The organism is Streptomyces sp. NPDC044571, from assembly GCF_040647115.1.
In the GTDB taxonomy this organism is placed as follows: Bacteria; Actinomycetota; Actinomycetes; order Streptomycetales; family Streptomycetaceae; genus Streptomyces.
In genome coordinates this window covers 87,622-104,315 of the sequence record NZ_JBEZBN010000006.1, presented here as the reverse complement: position 1 = coordinate 104,315, position 16,694 = coordinate 87,622, and the positions used below count along the sequence as shown (strand labels likewise).

The following is a 16,694-nucleotide window of genomic DNA, read 5'->3' as shown; positions in this document are numbered from 1 at the left end:
GGGGCCCGGCGGCCGGGGACCGGGGCTACTGCTGCAGGCGCCGCACCGAGAGCACGCAGTGGGCGCTGCCCGTGAGCACCGCCTCGTCGCCGGCGAACTCCTGCAGGGTCTTCGCGTCGACCGGCCGGCCCGGGACGGCCTCGGGCCAGGCGCGCGTGGCGAACAGGAAGTAGGCCTGCCCGCTCTCGTTCGCCGCCGCGACCCACTCGTCGGGCGCCGTGCAGGTGGCGTTCAGCCCGGGCATGGTCAGCCCGATCTGGTTGTTCGCCAGCACGATCTGCACCGGGAAGGCGGACGGGTTGCGGGTGCCGTCCATGACCACGTCACCGATGGGCAGGCCGATCTCCTCCAGGAGTCCCCGCGCGGCCGCCTCGCCGGCCTCCCGGCCCTGCGGGCCGTCGCCGAGGGTGTAGGCGAGGAGGTAGGGGATGTCGTGTCCGTCGGAGGGGTCGCCGATCCATGCGAGCACCGAAAGGGTGCCGAGCTGGGACCGGTCGATTTCGGCTTGAGTTGAAGTCATGCGCGCACCCTAGTGCTCTCTTCCCCGCCGCCTTCACGGCCTTTCACCCGCGCGGGCTACGCACCCCGGCCACCGACGGACAAGCTCCCGCATCAGACCGCCCAGAATCCCCCTCCGGAATTCGGCTGCGTGTTCGCGTCCTGGTACTGGAGCCGCACGATGCGCGCGTTTTCCGGGATTTCGAACACCACCCAGCCCTCGGCCCGCTCCCCCACCGCGAGGGAATCGAAGACGAGGGGCTTTCCGGTGGTCAGTTCGCCGGTCGGTACCACCGGGTGCCGCTGCCCCGCACTGTCGTACGCCCACATGCGTCCGAGCGCCCCGTACGAGACCCCGCCGACGTTGACGAACGACATCGAGGCGGCCACCCAGCGCTTCCCGGCGGGCGGGGCGTAGTTCGCCTCCACACTGACCGCCGGGTCCACGTACGCGCCGAGCACGGCCTGCAGGTGCTTGCCCACCTGCTTGCCGTCCACCTGTACGGGCTCGCCCACGTGGGCGTCCTTCACGGCTCCCTGCGCAGCTCCCGCACCCGTGGCGGGATCCTCATCGGCTCCCGGCGCCCCGTCGTCCACCGGGACGGCGGGCGCCGCGGCGGGGGCGAGCGCGTCCCCCTCGGGCGCGCGGGAGCAGGCCGTGGCACCGGAGAGCAGGGACAGCAGGAGGGCGGCGGCGAGGACGGAAACGGACTGGCGCATGCGGGATCCCTTCGGGGACCTTCGGGGCTGTATTCCGGTCAGTTTCACGCGCCCGAGCGGGCAATTGCACACACCGACACGGGTGTCCGGAGCGAGTTACCGCCCAACTGCCAGCACAATTCGTTCCGACGGATTCCCGCCATCTGCATTCACCTGGAGGAACGATGGGTATGCTCGGCCGCCGAATGGCCCTGGCAGCGCTCTCCACCCTGGCCGCCACCGCGGCGTTCACCGCCCCGGCCACCGCCACGTCTTTCGATTCCGCTATTTCCGTACAGCCGTACGCTCATATCGGCGAGGACGGCACGATCACCCTTTCCGGGACGTACCGCTGCACCGACGCGTCACCCGTCGGAGGGATTCAGATCGCCGCCTCCCTCATCCAGGACAACACCCGCCTGACGACCGGCGCGGGCGGGGCCGTGTGCGACGGCGCCGAGCACGAGTGGGAGAGCCGCGCCTCCCTCAAGTGGACCCCGGGCATCCACCCGGGCCCGGCCCGGGCCGAGGTCAGGCTCCAGGAGGTCAAGCGCTCCGGGCTGATGCCGAAGTCGCTCCACACGCTCGCCGAGGACCAGCAGGACATCCAGGTCGTCGAGTAGCCACCCGGCGTCCGCGGATCCGGCCGTGCCGGTAGCCGCCGCTACCGGCAGGCGGGCTCCGCCCCGGTCATCGACATGAACGCGACCCGCTTGCAGCCCGGGTCCCGGTGCGGGCGCCCCGTCGTCCAGTCCACGACCGTCGGCACCCCGGCCACCAGCAGGAGCACCGCCGCGACGGCCGCGGCGGCGCCCTTGCCCGGCCGCCTGCCCGACCTTCCCTCAGTGGTCCGTTCCATGGACCGCATCATCACCCCGGTCCCCCGACCCCACAACTCGGAGTGGCGGGACGCTCACCCGAAGCCCGCCACACCGCCCGCCGCACTGAACTCGCACCACACCGCCTTGCCGTCGCCCCGGGACTCCACCCCCCAGTGCGTGGCCAGCGCGTCCACCAGCAGCAGCCCCCGGCCGGTGGTCGCCGACTCCCCAGGGGTCCGCCGGCGCGGCCACACGCTGGAGCGGTCCTTGACCCACAGCCGGATCCGGCGCACCGGCTCCGGCAGCACCTCCATGGTCAGCACCGCCCCGCCGTCCGTGTGCAGCAGGGCGTTGACCAGCAGCTCACCTGCCGCGAGCTCCACGTCGTCGGCGAGCTCCGGCATGCCCCAGTCGCGCAGGGCCTGCCGCAGCGCGTAGCGGGCCTCCGAGAGGCCCTCCGGGTCGGCCTGGTGGATGTACTGGTGGATCCGCGGCGCCCGGTGGGTGCCCGGGTCCGGGGCCCGGCGCAGCACCAGCAGGGCCACGTCGTCGCCGGAGCCCCAGCGCTCCCAGAGCCGGTCCGAGAGGTGGTCGGCGAGGGCGCCGGCGTCCTGGGGACCGGTCCTGACCGCCTGGGCGAGGGCCTCCATGCCCTGGGTGATGGCGGTCCCGGGCTCCTCCACGAGGCCGTCCGTGCACAGCACGAGCGTCTCCCCGGGCACCAGGTCGAGCCGGGTCTCGGGGAACTCCTCCTGCTCGAAGACCGAAGCCAGCCCGAGCGGGAGCCCGCCGCGCACGTTGGGCCAGCCCGTGCGCCCGTCGGTGTGGCGGATCAGCGGCCCGAGATGGCCCGCGCGGACCGCCCGTACGCCTCCGGTCTCCAGGTCCACCTGCGCGTACATGCACGTCGCGAAGCGTTCGGTGTCCAGTTCGGCGAGGAAGCGCGAAGCCCGCGCCAGTACGGTCGACGGGGGGTGGCCCTCCCCCGCGTACGCCCGCAGCGCGATCCGCAGCTGGCCCATGATCGCCGCCGCGTGCGTGTCGTGCCCCTGTACGTCGCCCACCACCAGGCCCACGCGGTCGCGGGGCAGCGCGATCACGTCGTACCAGTCCCCGCCGACCTCCCGCCCGCTCCACGCGGAGTGGTAGCGCACCGCGATCTCCCCGCCGGTGATCTCCGGGATCCGCCGCGGCAGCATCGAGGCCTGCAGGCCCGTCGCGAACTCCCGCTCCTGGTCGAACAGCAGGGCCCGCTGGAGCGACTGCGCCACGATGCCCGCGAGGCCGAGGCACAGGTTGCGCTCCTCCGGGCTGAATTCGCTGCGCCGCCGGTAGAACAGCACGAGCCCGCCGATGGCCTTGGCCTGCGCGATCAGCGGAAGGTAGGCGGCCGCGTCGAAGCGGATCCGGTTCAGGTAGTCGGACAGCAGCGGGAACTCGTCCGCCAGCTCGGTCAGCGAGGTGACGAACCGCGCCTTGCGGGTCAGCACCGCCTGCGACAGCGGCAGCGAACCGTCCAGCCGCGTGAACTTCCGCTCGCTGAGGATCTCCAGCGATTCCCCGCTCAACGCAATGATCTTGATGGCGCCGTTCTCGACCAGCCCCAGCGCCAGCCCGTCCGCGCCGAGCCGCTCCAGCGCTCCCGCCCCGGTCAGCGCGGCCGTCACATCGTCCACGGTCACCGCCCGCGACAGGGCCTCCGTGGTCCGCTGCACGATGGTGGCCTGCGCCGCCCGCGCCGCCTCCAGCTTGCGCAGCACCATGGCGTGGGCCAGCTCGGCCGTCGCGTCCCGGACGATCCCGACGATCCGCCGCGCCCGCCCGTCGGGATCCCGCAGGATCCGGCCCTGGGTGTGCGTCCACTGGCCGACACCGTCACGCCGCTGCACTGTGAAGTACGAACCGTACGTCTCCTCGCCGCTCTCCAGCGCGGCCTGCACCGAATCCTCCAGCCGGGCGCCGTCCTCCGCCGGGATCCGCAGCCCCAGGCCCTCCGGAGTGCAGTCGAACTCCTCCGGCTCCACGTCGAAGACCACGAGGCCGGCCTCGTCCACCATCAGCGTGCCGGCGTCCAGGTCCCACTCGAAGCTGCCCATACGGTTCAGGGCGAGCCGCTCTCCGGCCGCGGTCACCGGTTCCTGCGGGCCCTGCCCCGGTTCCTGCGGGTCCTGCCCCGGTCTGTCGTGCTCCGCCGCTGCCACGAGTCCCACCACCTAACGGCCGGGCCAGCACGGCTGGGAGATCAGCCGCTCCCACTCCTCGTCAGGATGCCCCGGAAGGGTCCGCCCGGCCTCCCGCCAGCGCTTGACGAGGGAGAGGTAGATCGTCGACTGGTCCGGCGCCGCGTACCCGGACGGGCCGCCGTACGGGCCGCCGTACGGGCCGCCCCGCGCCCCGGCTCCCCGCGCCGGGCCGGCGGGCTGCTCCGTCCGGCTGGCCGGAATGCGCACCCAGCCGCGGCCCTGTGCTCGCTGCTCCGCACTCATCGCGGACCCCTCTCACCGCAGAGACGTCTTCGGATGCCCCGGGGGCACCCCCGGACGGACTCCGGAGGCAGCCCGGTCGAGCCGGGCGGTCCCGGTGGAGCCCCGCCGCCGGCCCCGGTCGCCGAGGCGTTGTCGGACTCCTTTCACCAGTCTCCCCGCCGTGAACCCCGCACCGTGCACGAATCGCATGGAAGGGCCGAATGAGGGAGCCGTCAGCAGCCCCGCGAAGAACAGCCCGGGCCACGACGACTCGAAGCCGGGGCTCAGCTCCGGGGTCCCGCTGTCGCCCACCGTCTCCAGGGCGGCCCGCAGCCCCGCGTCCAGCAGCTCCAGGCGTGCCAGGTCCGGGGTGAACCCGGTGGCCGCGATGACGTGTGCGACGTCCAGTACGACGGATTCCCCGGCCCTGGTCGTCAGCCCGAGCCGGGTCCGCTCGCCCACCGCCACCGCCCGGTGCAGCCGGTGTCCCAGCAGCACGGGCACGCTCCGCTCGAAGCGGTCCCGCAGCCACCAGGCCCCCGCGGGCCCCAGCGCGGTCGCCGCGATCCGCTCCCGGGTCGGGGCGGGCAGCAGCCGCACCGCCCAGGGCAGCTCCGACCAGGCCCAGCTGCGCCACCCGGTGCCGAGCCCGCTGTGCGGAGCGCGCAGGGCCCGCAGGGCCGGCCGGTCCAGCGGCTGGGGCACGGTGTTCCAGTTCAGCCGGGACCGCCGGGCCACCAGGCAGGGCCGGGCCCCGTTCTCGGCCAGCAGGGCGGCGGTCTCCAGGGCCGCCTGCCCGGCGCCGATCACCGCGACCTCGCGGCCCGCGAAGCGGGCGAGGTCGCGGTGGCCGCTGCTGTGCGAGGCGTGCTCGGGAGGCAGGTCGCGCAGGGCCCGCGGATGGTGGACGAAGGGCATCACCCCGACCGCGAGCGCCACCGTGCGGGCGAGCAGCGGCGGCCCCTCGGCGGTGCGGATCCGGAATCCGTCGCCCTGCGGGGTGACCTCGGTGACGGTCACCTCCTCCACCTCGGGCGCCGCACGGTGGGCGAACCACATGCCGTAGGCGCTGAAGGTGCCGATCGGCAGCGGACGGCCGTGCTCCGCGACCAGGCCGCGGGTGGCGCAGTACTCGGCGAGGGTGTGCCGGCCGTCGGGCGCGGACAGGTTGGAGGACCAGGGCTCCGACTTCAGGTACATGCCCTCGGGCATGTGGTCCCGCCACGAGGCCATGGGCCGCCCGAGCACCCGTACACCGAGTCCGGCCGCCGCCGCATGCGCGGCGATCGAGAGGCCGTACGGCCCGGCGCCGACCACGACGAGATCGTCCATCCGCGTCACCGCTGTCCCTTCCGTCTCATGGATCCCCCTCGGCCCGGTCGCCGGGTCGTCACATGCCCCGTCGGCCCCAGCTGCCGCCTGTCACCCCGTCACCTGGAATCCCGTCACCTGGGACACCGCCGGCCGGCACGCCCGCCGGGCCGCGCATGCGGTCACCGGCTCACCAACTCGTCCGGTTCCGCCGGTTCGGCCGCCGCGGAGGGACCCGAAGGGGCAAGATCGCGGGCACGCTGGCGCGGGGCGCGGACCACCGCCCGCGCCGTGCGCCGGCCGTGCGCCGGGACACCGCGCAGGGCGCGCTTTCCCTTGTCGGCGCCCCGCCCCAGGAACGCGGCGAGCATCGCCAGGAAGGGCATCAGGTCGTCGGCGGCGAACCAGGCCGCCTCCACCCGCCCCCGCTCCGTACGCGGTGCCGGCCGCACCGGCCCGGACCCCGACCCGCCGGTTCCGCCCGTGGGCGCCGCATCCGGGCCGGACGCCGCCGCGGCCGGATCGCCGGAGCGCCCGGCCGGGCTGCCGCAGTCTCCTCCCGCGGCCCCGCCTGCCGACCGCGCCGACCGCGCCGACCGTGCGGGCCGCCAGGGCAGCTGACGGCCCCGGACCGATGCCAGCAGCGCGTAGTTCTCCGCCACGAACACCCGTCCCGGCCCGCCCGAGGGCTCCGGCACCCGCTGACCCGTCAGGTCCAGGTACATCGCCTGTACAACGTCCAGCCCGGCCGCGTCAGCGAACAGCCGGAACTGGGCGCCGGGCCGCGGGTTGAAGTCGACCAGCCGGAAGCACCCGTGCTCGTCCCGGCGGAAGTCCAGGTCCAGGATCCCCTGGTAGCCCAGCCGTGCGGCCAGCCGCAGCCCCGCCTCCTCCACCGCCGGATCGGGCAGCCAGCGCCCCACCGCCGTCAGGCCCGTGCGCACCGGCCACGACAGCTCCTTGCGGCCCGAACCGGCGAGCAGCGGCCGCCCGCCCCGGCCGAAGGCACCGTGGAAGAACCAGTCGGTGTCCGCCCCGGCCGGCAGGAACCTCTGCAGCAGCAGCCGGCTCCCCGCCTGCGGGGTGCGCTCGTACAATCCCCGCGCCTCGGCGGCGCTGTGCACGAGGGTGGTGCTGCGCAACCCGGCGCCCGCCGGAAGCAGCCAGGGCCGGCTCCACTTGGCGACCACCGGCAGCCCGAGGCGCCACGCGGCCTCCGCCGCCTCGGCTCCGCTCGCCGGGATCACGGTCTCCGGGTGCGGGATGTCCCAGCGGCCGCACAGCATCGACAGCTGCGCCTTGTCCGCCACCCGGGCCGGCAGCCCGTCGGGCTGATGGGGGATCCGGTACCGCCCGTCGAGCATCGGCGCGATCCGCGCCACGGCGATCGCGCTCAGGTCGTCCATCGCAACGAGCACCGCCGGCCTGCCGATCCGCTCCGACACCCCGACCAGGCACTCCAGGAGCGCCTCGGGCGCCTCGGGGTCCAGTCCGCCGACCGGTCCGGGATGCGCGGCGCGCAGGTACCGCGAACGTCCCATGGGACCTCCCCCGGCCTCGACGACGGCATGGACCTCCACGCCCTTGCGCCCAAGGGATCTGACGGCGCCGAGGGTTCCGTGGTGGAACGGATTCCGATCGAGTCTGAGCACAACAGCGGGCACATGGGCGTCGAACGCGTACATGGGAACGGTGTCTTTCACCTAGTCGGTCCAAGCAGGGAGGGTGCGCAACTGCGAATGGCCTAGAAAGCCCTCATCGGACAGGCCATTCGTCAGATGTGCTGCCTAACGTCTTTGGCAAGCACACCGATTCAGGAAGCCTCGGGAGACGCCATGTCCAGACCACGCCGCCGGCTGGCGAGCACCTGCATCGGTACGGTCACGGCCGGACTGCTCGCCACCGGCGCCGCGCTCGCGGCGCCGGAGGACGACGAGCCCAGGAGCTCCGACGTCGCCATGGGGGCCTACCTCGACTACGGGCCTCCCGGGGTCGCCCGCATCCCGTTCCTGTCGCACTGGCTGGGCGGCAGGGAGATCCGGGTCGGGCACACCTATCTGCCGGGCGACCGGTGGAGCGGCATCGAAGGGAACGTCCGCTTCCTTGACGAGTGGGCGGAATGGCGCCTGGACGGCAAGGACCGGATGTTCGTGCTCAACGTGCCCATGCAGGAGCGCAACGAGGGACGCGTCCCCGACCGCCAGGTCGCCCAGCTGATCAGGGCGGGCGCGCAGGGCGCCTTCGACGAGCACTTCAGGAGGCTCGCCGAACGGCTGGTGGACCTGGGCGTGCCGGACACGGTGATCGTGCTCGGCTGGGAGATGAACGGCTCCACGTACACCCACCGGTGCGGTCCGGACCCGGAGAACTGGAAGGTGTACTGGAAGCGCATCGTCAACACGATGCGCTCCGTTCCCGGTCAGAAGTTCAAGTTCGATTTCGCCCCGAACCGGGGTACGGACGCGATCGGCTGGACCAAGTGCTACCCGGGCGACGACGTGGTCGACATCATCGGCATGGATTCGTACGACCAGGCCCCCGGCCGCACCTTCGACGACCAGATCACCCAGCCGTACGGGCTCCAGCAGCACGTCGACTTCGCGAAAGCACACCGCAAGCAGATCTCGTACCCGGAGTGGGGGCTCTTCCGCAACGGGGACAATCCCGAGTACGTGCGGCGCATGCTGAAGTGGATCGAGCAGCACAAGCCGCTCTACCACACCATCACCGACTACTGCCCGCACGGCGTGTGGCAGTGCAAGCAGAACCCGCGCTCGTCGAAGGTGTTCCGCGAGGCGCTCACGCCCGAGAAGCCGGGCCCCGTGATCCCGACGCCGGTGGTCCCGACGCCGGTCGTACCGACTCCGGTCGTCCCCACGCCCGTGATCCCGCCCCCGGTCGTACCGAGCCCGGTCGTCCCGATTCCGGACGTACCGATTCCGGACGTACCGGCGCCGCAGATCCCGGCGCCCCAGGTCCCCGCCAAGCCGAGCCCCGCCAAGCCGGGTTCGGTCCCGAGCCCCGCGCCCCAGCCCTCGCACCCGGTCCCACAGCCGAAGCCCAGCCCGGTGCAGCCCAGCCCGGTCGAGCCGAGCCCCGTCGCACCGGGCCCGGTGGAGCCCAGCCCCGTGGAGCCCGGCCCGGTGGAACCGAGCCCCGTGGAGCCCAGTCCCGCCGCACCCGGCCCGGTCGAACCGAGCCCGGTGGAGCCCAGCCCCGTGGAGCCCGGCCCGGTGGAACCGAGCCCCGTGGAGCCCGGCCCGGTGGAGCCCAGCCCGGTCGAGCCGAGCCCGGTCCGGCCCGTGCCCTCGCCCGTGGTGCCGCCCCAAGCACCGGTCACCCCGGTCCCGAGCCCGGCCGTCCCGAGCCCGGTCGTGCCGGAGACCGAGCCGCCGCAGCCGCAGCCGCAGAAGCCGCACTCCAACAGCACGCAGTGGTGCGTGCCGCTCAACGTCGGCGAGTGGCTCTCCAAGCTCCTCGGCAAGGACTCGGTGTGCGTCACGCTCGACTGGGGCTGGGGCGAGGACTCCGGCTTCTGGCCCTTCTAGTCGCGGCGGGGTGGTCACCGGACGCGCAGTTCGTTGAGCCGTGCCCGCCAGTCCCTGGCGGCCGGCAGCGCCTCGCGCAGCGCCTCCACCGCCCGCTCGCGCCCCGCCGCCTGCCCTTCGTGCAGCCGCAGCAGGGGCGCGAGCGCCGTCCTGGCCAGCAGGAACCGCTGGTTGACCACGGTCTCCGGCCGCCAGTGGTTCTTGTACGGTTCGCTGCCGCGCAGGAAGCTCACCACCGGGCGGCCCTCCGCGAGGGCCCGGCCCGCTTCGTAGCGCAGCAGCAGCGTGGCCACGTCCACCTTGCGGGACCGCAGTTCCGGGTCCGCGCCGTACAGGTAGCCGCCGCTCAGCGCGCCCGACAACAGGGTGACGTTGGCCGCCACCACCTTCCCGTCCAGCCGGAACTCCGTCAGCCGCCCCTCGCCGGCCCGGACCATCCGCCGGGTGGCGCGGGTCAGGTGCTCGGCGAAACGAGGCTTGAGGTGCTCCGGGGTGACCCCGCGCCCGCGCCACTGCTTCTCGTGGAGCCGCAGCAGCGTCCGTACCGCGCGCGGCACTTCCTGCTCGGTGACCTCGTGCTCCTCGATGCCGGCCGCGTCGGTCTTGCGCAGCTTGGCCCGCACCCGCTGGGCGCCGGAGGCGGGCATCCGCTTGACCAGCTCGTCGAAGGGCAGGACGGGCAGCTCCATGCAGGTGGAGTCGGCCAGCTTGGTACGGACCCCGGGCCACTGCTCGTACAGGGCCTCGGCGGCCGCCCCGGGCCGCACCTCGCGCAGGTCGACCACGGCGCCGCGGGCCGCCCGGTGCAGCCCGTGGGCCAGCGCCGGGACGACCTCGGAGGCGTACTCCGCGGCCACGAGCACGTCGGAGTAGTCCGTGATCCCACCGCCGAGCGGCACCAGCAGCGGCAGCGGCCGGTGTACGAGCATCAGCGGGGCCGCGCCGACCAGCTCCCCGCCGCGCCGCACGAGGACGATCCGCAGCCGCCCGTCCCGGCCGTAGGAGAGCCACCAGGAGTGCAGCCAGGCGTGGCTCTGGAACGGGGTGGCGGTGGGGCAGGAGCGGAAGAGTCGGTTCCACGGCTCCTCCATCGCGGCGAACTGCCGGGGATCACGGCACAGCGTCACCGTCAGGGCCCCTGGGGAGCCCGCGGTCATCGCACGGACTCCTTCTCCTTGGCCGAGCCCGGCTCACCCTGGGCGGGCAGCGAGGCGTACTCCTCCACCACCGGGTCCGCGGCCTCGGCGCCCGTGCTCGCGGTCGGGGCCGCGCCCGCGCCCGAGTCGGTGCGGGTGTTCGGGTCCGCGTCCTTGCGGCGCGGCCGCGCCAGCAGCCACAGCCCGCCCAGCAGGCCTCCCGCACACAGCCCGACGGCGCCGCTGACGGCCGCGGACGGCGAGGCGGGCTCGGTCGGCGCCACCGCCTGGTTGAACAGCAGCAGCTGGACACCGGTGTTCTTGGCGGCCTGGTTGCTGCTCAGCGACAGCGCGTCGGCGACCGCGTTGGCGATGTCGGCGGCCTCGCCCGGGCTCTTGGAGGTACCGGTGATGGCGATCATCGGGGACTCGGGAGAGGTCTCGGCCCGCACCCGGGTGCGCAGTTGCCGGGCGGGGATGCCGGCGCGGGGCTGCGCGTAGGCGAGGGTGGAGCTGCTGGTGGCGATCCGGGCGTACGCCTGGGCGAAGCCGAGGGCCGTGGCCGGCTCGGTGGTGTCGTCGGGCACGGCGACGACGTAGCTGGTGGCGGCGTACTCGGGCGCCTTGAGCACCCCGTACGCCCCGCCGGCGGCCAGCCCCAGCAGGGCGGCGCCCGGCAGGGCCCACCATGCGGGCGGCGGCAGCAGCCTGGCTCGGCGGCGTCGGCGGTCGGTCTTCTTCTGGTCGGCGGTGTCGGCCATGTGCGTGCTCACTTCCTGGGTGAAGGGTTCTTGTCTCGGGCCCGCTTGTGGGCCCCGTACGGCGGTTCGGCTCAGCCGTTCTCCCCGCCCCCGCCCGGTGCGGCCGGGCCCGGAGCCACTGCGCCGGGAGCCGGCCGCCGCCCGGGCACGGACGCCGCCTCGTACGGCTCGCCCCCCGGCGCCCCCGCTTCCGGCCGGGGCGGGGTCGCGGGGCTGCCGGCCCCGTGGCCCCCGTCCGCGCGGTCCGCGGCGTCCGGGCGGGACAGGACCAGGCGGTAGACGTCGAGCAGGAGTTCCGCGCTGTGCGCGATGTCGTAGCGTCGGGTCACCGGCGGCGGCGGCAGCCGGCGCACACCTGCCTCCATGTGCCCGCGCAGGGCGGCCACCAGTTCCTGCTCCCCCGTCCCGATCCGCCGCGCCCCCGGCGCCTGCGCCGCGGGCAGGTCGTCGATCGCCGGACAGGTGACGTGCAGCACCGGCAGGCCCGCCGCCAGCGCCTCGACCACCGCCAGCCCGAAGGCCTCCTCCCGCGAGGCGGAGACGAACACGTCCATCGCCGCGAGCAGCGCCGGGATCCCGGGCGTGCGCCCGTCCGCGCTGTCGCCCAGCGGGTCCCGCTCCCCCAGCAGGTGGATCCGGCCCTGCGCGCCCAACTCGGCGGCCAGCCCCCGCAGCGCGGCCCGCTCGGGGCCCTCCCCGGCGAGCAGCAGGTGCGCCCCCGGCAGGGCCGCCACCGCCCGGACCAGCGCGTCGAACCGCTTGCCCGGCACCAGCCGGCCCACCCCGCCGACCACGAACGCGCGTGCGGGCAGGCCGGTTCGGGCCCGGGTGGCCCGCCGCACCTCCTCGTCGAAGCGGAAGCGGGCGGCCTCGATCCCGTTCGGTACGACGTGCACCCGCTCGGCGGGCACCCCCCACCCCTCCAGCCGGGCCGCGACGGTGTCCGAGACCGCCACGGTCGCCGCGCCCAGCCGCTCACCGGCCAGGTACAGCGCCCGGACCCCGCGCGACAGCGGCCGTCCCTCGATCTCGCCGTGGCCCAGCGAGTGCTCGGTCGCCACGACCGCGCCCACGCCCGCGATCCGGGCCGCGAGACGCCCGTACAGGCAGGCCCGGTACAGGTGGGTGTGCACGAGGTCGTAGCGTCCGCGCCGGATGAACCGCACCAGCCTCGGCAGTGCCCCCAGGTCGCGGTTGCCCCGCATCCCCAGGTGCGCCACCCGCACCCCGTCGGCGCGCAGCCCCTCGGCGACCGGCCCGGGGTTGGTCAGCGTCAGCACGTCGCACTGCATCGGCATGTGCCGCAGTAGCAGCCGCAGTTGCTGCTCGGCGCCGCCGACGCCCAGGCCGGTGATGACGTGCAGGACCCGTACGTCCTTCACCGGTGCACCGCCCGGCGCCGCAGCTCGTGCGCCTGGTGGCGCAGCTGCTTGATCCGCAGCCGGGCGCTGCCGTCCGCCTGGCTGACGTGCGTGCGCGGCAGGGCGTGCGGGCCCGCGAGGTGCCCGGGGTCGATGGCGCAGGCGTAGCCGTAGCCGGCGTCGCGGGTCGCGGCGACGACCCGGGCGTCGAGGTGCCCGTACGGGTAGCAGAAGCCCTGCGGGAGGGTTCCGGTCAGCTCGCGCAACAGGTCCCGGCTGCCCCGCACCTCCTGCTGGAGGACGGAGTCGGCGGCTGCGGTGAGGTCCTGGTGGAGCAGCCCGTGCGAGCCGATCTCCTGTCCGGCGGCGGCGACCTCGCGGATGCCCTCGGCGGTCAGCAGGGCCTTGCGCGGGCCCAGCGGGTCCCACACGTTGTCCACCCCGAGGCGTCCGGGCAGGACGAACAGGGTGGAGGTGAACTCGTGGCGCCGCAGCAGCGGCAGGGCGTTCGCGAGGTAGTCGGTGTAGCCGTCGTCGAAGGTCAGCCCGACCAGCCCGGCTCCGCGCCCGGCGGCCCGGGCCCGCAGCAGCTCCCCCACGGACACCCCGCGCAGCCCCCGCGCGCGCAGCCACAGCAGCTGGGCCTCCAGCGTCCGCGGGGTGACGGTGATGCCGTACGGGTCCTCGGCGGGATCGGTGAACTCGGTGACCGAGTGGTACATCAGGACCCACGGCGAGGCGGTCCGTCGGGCGGGAGCCCTCACGGCGGCCGGCGCCGCGGCGGTGTCAGCGGGCATTGCGGAACCTCTGGGTCATCTGGGAGAGCTGGGCGGGCAGGGCGGTGATTTCGAGCGCGCGTATGGCCAGGCCGCAGGCCCCGAACATGGCGGGGATCAGCAGGCAGCCGAGCGCGGCGCTGAGCAGGGGGTCGGGGATCTTCGGTGCGGCGATCCAGCCGGTGGCGCAGGCGGCGACGGCGGCGACGGCCAGCCGGCCGATGCTCAGGGCGACGCGGCGGACCTGGATGGCGATGATCCGGGAGCCGAGGCCGGTGAGCAGCAGGGCCGCCGTGGTGGTGATGCCCGCGGCGTTGGCGGCGGCGATGCCGTGGGTGCCCCACCCGCGGACGGCGAAGGCTCCGGCGACGATGTTGACGAGCAGTCCGGCACCCATCGCGAGCGCCGGGAACCAGGTGGGCCGGGCGGTCGAGAAGAAGGGCCGGGACAGCGCGCCGACGAGGCAGTGGCCGAGGAGCCCGAGGCCGTAGATCCGCATGACGGAGGCGGTGGCCAGGGTGTCGCGGTGGGTGAAGGCACCGCGTTCGAAGAGGACTTGGATGATCTGGGGGGCGTACGCGATGACGAGGGCGCTGCCCATGAGGACGGCGAGGGAGGCGAGCGCCAGATCACGTTCGACGCGCCGACGGGCCTTTTCGAGTTCCCCGCCGGCCATGGCCTGGGCGACGACGGGGAAGGTGACGGTGCAGATCATCAGCGACAGCACCATCGGCATCTGCGCGACCTTCTGCGCGTAGTTGAGGTGCGAGATGGCACCGGGCGGCAGCGAGGCGGCCAGGAACCGCTCCACCAGGACCTGGGACTGCCGGCAGACGGCGAACAGGATGACGGGCGCGATCAGGCCGAAGGCGAGCAGGGTGGGCCGGTCCCGGTCGCGCTGGCTGCGCGGGGCGCCCCGGGGGACCGCCGCCCGGTCCGGACCGGACCGCCGGCGCCCGGCGCGGGACGTCCCGAAGCCCACGTTCCGCACGTAGGCGGGCAGTTGGACGAGCACCATCAGCAGGCCGCCGACGGCCACCCCGGCGGCGGCGGCCCGCACCCCCCACAGGGCGTGCAGGGCGATCATCGTGCTGATGATCCCGACGTTGTACGAGACGTAGATCGCGGCCGGCGGCACGAAGGAGCGGTGCGCCCGCAGGGCCGCGCTGAAGTACCCCGCCACCCCGAAAGACAGCACGGTCAGGGCGGTCAGCCGGGTGCACTCGACGGCCAGTCCGGGGTCCGGCAGGCCGGGCGCCAGCACGCCGACGACGAGCGGCGCGGCGACGATCAGGAGGGAGGCCACGGCGGCCAGGAACACCACCAGCCGCGGCAGCGTCGCCCCCACGAGCAGCCGTACGGGGTCCTGTGCGCGGGCCTCCTTGCGGGTGAGTCCGGCCCAGGTCGCCGCCCGCCGGGCCAGGGCGTGGCTGAAGGCGGGCACCATCAGCAGCGCCATGGCGTCCTCGATCAGCAGGGTCGAGGCCATCTCGGGCACGGTCCAGGCGATCAGGAAGGCATCGCTGTCGTGCCCGGCGCCGAAGAGGTGGGCGATCGTCTGGTCGCGCACCAGCCCGAACACCGCCCCCGCGGCGGTCAGTCCGGCGGTGACGGCGGCGGCCTTGGCCAGGAACCGCCCGAGCGGCGCGGCTGCGCTGCCGCCCCCCGAGCCGCCGGGGTCCTCGCCCCGGCGCCGCGGTGGCGGGGGCCCGCCGGCCGCCCGCGAGCGTACGGGGCCGCCCCGGCCGGGGGCGTTCGCGGGGCCGGACGCGGCCGCCCCGCCGGGCACCGGTGGCCCCGGGCGTGCGGCGGAACCGGGCTCGGGCAGGCGCGGCGGACGGCCCGCAGCCTCGGCGACTTCGGTCGCCGAGGCCGCGGGCCGCCGCCAGGGCGTCGTATCGGTCACCGGGCCGCCGTACCCGCGGCGCCGGCGAGGCGCCCGGCCGGGACGGCGGAGCCGGTGCGCACCCGCCGCCGACCGCGGCCGTCCGCACCCGCGTCGTCCGGGGCGGGGAGCGCCCACCACGCCGCCAGGCCGATGATCACTCCGGTCAGGACGGTGGACGGCCCCCCGATGTCCGCGTACAGGAAGTCCGTCAGCTGCCACACCAGCAGGCCGACGGCGATCACCCCGCAGTCCCGGGCGGCCCCGGGGCCGACGCACCGCCGCAGCCCCGCCACCAGCAGCGCCGCCCAGCCGCCCGCCAGTGCGGTCAGCCCGATCAGCCCCTGCTCGCTCAGCACCAGCAGGTACATGTTGTGCGGGGAGAGCAGCGGCTGGCGGATGTACGCCTGGCCCGCGCCCGCGGTGTCACTGCCCGAGGACAGCCCCAGCGAGGCGTGACCGTCCCGGTTGGCCGGGAAGCCCTTGAGACCCACCCCCACGGCCGGCCGCTCCCGCCACATCGACTCGGCGGCCGCCCACATCGTGTACCGGTCGGTGACCGACTGGTCGGGGGCGCTGGACACCTGGGTGATCGAGGTCAGCCGCTCGGCGACCATCTCGGAGCCGACCCCGAAGCCGCCCACGAGCACCACGCCCGCCGCGGTCAGGGCCGCCAGCACCTTCAGGGCCCGCCGGATCCCCGACAGCCCCATCACCAGCACCGCGGCGCCCGCGGTCGCGATCCAGGCGCCCCGGCTGAACGACAGGACGAGCGGCAGCACCAGGACCGGCGCCGCGGCGGCCGCCCACCGCCGCACCCGACGCGGCAGACCCGGCGCCAGCGCCGCCGCGGTGGCCACCACCAGCCCGTACGCGACGACCGTGGCCATGCCCATCACATCGCCGGGACCGAAGGTCCCCACGGCCCGGACGTCCTCGCCCTGGTACGAGGCCCCGGTGTGCGTCACGTACTGCACGACCCCCACCGCGCCCTGCACCAGCGCCAGCACCACGAAGCACCCGGCGGCCAGCCGGAACTCCCCGGCGTCCCGCACCAGCAGCACGATCGCCGCGGGGACGAGCACGAACACCTGGAGGTAGCGCACGAACCCCGGCAGGGCCGCGAACGGATCCCCGGCGGTCGCGGTCGCCACGGCCAGTCCCAGCGCGGGCACCCCGAGCACCAGTACGGCGAGCGGGCTCAGCTCCCGCACCCGCCCGCGCAGCGCCTGCACCGCGCACACGAACACCAGCAGCAGCGAGGCGGCGTCGGCCGGGCCGACCTTGCCCGAGGTGCTCGCATCGCCCGCCGGAACGGGGGCGAGCAGCATCAGGACGGTCGCGGCGAGCGGCAGCAGCGGCCAGTGCCGCCGCAGCAGGGCCGGCACATCGGGCCCGGGCCGGGCCCGGGTACCGGAAACGGCAAGGCTCAT

At 74.7% G+C, this 16,694-nt stretch carries 14 protein-coding genes and 1 pseudogene; 2 read left to right on the top strand and 13 right to left on the bottom strand.

The genetic code is table 11. The annotated features are described in order from the left end of the window. Positions 1-25 precede the first annotated feature (25 nt). Both AB0B01_RS05185 and AB0B01_RS05180 read right to left on the bottom strand, forming a co-directional pair. Entirely contained in the window at positions 26-520 is a 495-nt protein-coding gene (locus tag AB0B01_RS05185) for a DUF5949 family protein (protein ID WP_361713044.1), read from the bottom strand. A 92-nt stretch (positions 521-612) separates the two neighbouring features. Then, positions 613-1,218 carry a hypothetical protein gene (locus tag AB0B01_RS05180; protein ID WP_361713042.1) on the bottom strand — a complete coding sequence of 202 codons (606 nt, stop codon included), beginning with the start codon at positions 1,216-1,218 and terminating at the stop codon, positions 613-615. 170 nt (positions 1,219-1,388) lie between these two features. Between AB0B01_RS05180 and AB0B01_RS05175 the strand changes: the two genes are divergently transcribed. Beyond that, a complete protein-coding gene (locus tag AB0B01_RS05175; protein WP_361713040.1) occupies positions 1,389-1,820 on the top strand; it encodes a DUF6299 family protein in 432 nt (143 codons plus the stop codon). 41 nt (positions 1,821-1,861) lie between these two features. On the opposite strand, the gene AB0B01_RS05170 is transcribed toward AB0B01_RS05175, so the two are convergent. From AB0B01_RS05170 to AB0B01_RS05150, 5 genes are all read right to left on the bottom strand, one after another. Then, positions 1,862-2,056 (bottom strand): hypothetical protein, encoded by a 195-nt coding sequence (locus AB0B01_RS05170; RefSeq protein WP_361713038.1) that lies wholly within the window; start codon positions 2,054-2,056, stop codon positions 1,862-1,864. Between the two features lie 54 nt (positions 2,057-2,110). Then, positions 2,111-4,150 carry a SpoIIE family protein phosphatase gene (locus AB0B01_RS05165; protein WP_361713145.1) on the bottom strand — a complete coding sequence of 680 codons (2,040 nt, stop codon included), beginning with the start codon at positions 4,148-4,150 and terminating at the stop codon, positions 2,111-2,113. A gap of 81 nt (positions 4,151-4,231) precedes the next feature. Continuing rightward, positions 4,232-4,504, bottom strand: coding sequence for a hypothetical protein (locus AB0B01_RS05160; protein ID WP_361713036.1), 273 nt, complete (start codon positions 4,502-4,504; stop codon positions 4,232-4,234). A 12-nt stretch (positions 4,505-4,516) separates the two neighbouring features. Next, the gene (locus tag AB0B01_RS05155; protein ID WP_361713035.1) at positions 4,517-5,815 is read right to left on the bottom strand and encodes an NAD(P)-binding domain-containing protein; all 1,299 of its coding nucleotides are present in this window, start codon (positions 5,813-5,815) and stop codon (positions 4,517-4,519) included. 161 nt (positions 5,816-5,976) lie between these two features. Continuing rightward, positions 5,977-7,335 carry an ATP-grasp domain-containing protein gene (locus tag AB0B01_RS05150; RefSeq protein ID WP_361713033.1) on the bottom strand — a complete coding sequence of 453 codons (1,359 nt, stop codon included), beginning with the start codon at positions 7,333-7,335 and terminating at the stop codon, positions 5,977-5,979. A gap of 417 nt (positions 7,336-7,752) precedes the next feature. On the opposite strand from AB0B01_RS05150, the pseudogene AB0B01_RS05145 reads away from it, so the two are divergent. Then, positions 7,753-8,586: pseudogene (locus AB0B01_RS05145) on the top strand (glycosyl hydrolase); the annotation flags it as partial. A 770-nt stretch (positions 8,587-9,356) separates the two neighbouring features. Here AB0B01_RS05145 and AB0B01_RS05140 read toward each other — a convergent pair. From AB0B01_RS05140 to AB0B01_RS05115, 6 genes are read right to left on the bottom strand one after another with little or no spacing between them, the layout of a single operon-like run. After that, positions 9,357-10,499 carry a GNAT family N-acetyltransferase gene (locus AB0B01_RS05140; protein ID WP_361713031.1) on the bottom strand — a complete coding sequence of 381 codons (1,143 nt, stop codon included), beginning with the start codon at positions 10,497-10,499 and terminating at the stop codon, positions 9,357-9,359. Further along, on the bottom strand, positions 10,496-11,251 hold the full coding sequence (locus AB0B01_RS05135; protein ID WP_361713029.1) for a lipopolysaccharide biosynthesis protein: 756 nt from the start codon (positions 11,249-11,251) through the stop codon (positions 10,496-10,498). The genes AB0B01_RS05140 and AB0B01_RS05135 overlap by 4 nt, the downstream gene beginning before the upstream one ends. Before the next feature lie 59 nt (positions 11,252-11,310). After that, the gene (locus AB0B01_RS05130) at positions 11,311-12,621 is read right to left on the bottom strand and encodes a glycosyltransferase (protein WP_361713027.1); all 1,311 of its coding nucleotides are present in this window, start codon (positions 12,619-12,621) and stop codon (positions 11,311-11,313) included. Next, complete coding sequence (locus tag AB0B01_RS05125; protein WP_361713025.1) at positions 12,618-13,397, bottom strand: polysaccharide deacetylase family protein; 780 nt, start codon at positions 13,395-13,397, stop codon at positions 12,618-12,620. Before AB0B01_RS05125 ends, AB0B01_RS05130 begins: the two co-directional genes overlap by 4 nt. Then, entirely contained in the window at positions 13,387-15,282 is a 1,896-nt protein-coding gene (locus tag AB0B01_RS05120) for a lipid II flippase MurJ (protein ID WP_361713023.1), read from the bottom strand. The genes AB0B01_RS05125 and AB0B01_RS05120 overlap by 11 nt, the downstream gene beginning before the upstream one ends. Beyond that, positions 15,279-16,592 carry an O-antigen ligase family protein gene (locus tag AB0B01_RS05115; RefSeq protein WP_361713143.1) on the bottom strand — a complete coding sequence of 438 codons (1,314 nt, stop codon included), beginning with the start codon at positions 16,590-16,592 and terminating at the stop codon, positions 15,279-15,281. The genes AB0B01_RS05120 and AB0B01_RS05115 overlap by 4 nt, the downstream gene beginning before the upstream one ends. Between the last annotated feature and the right edge of the window lie 102 nt (positions 16,593-16,694).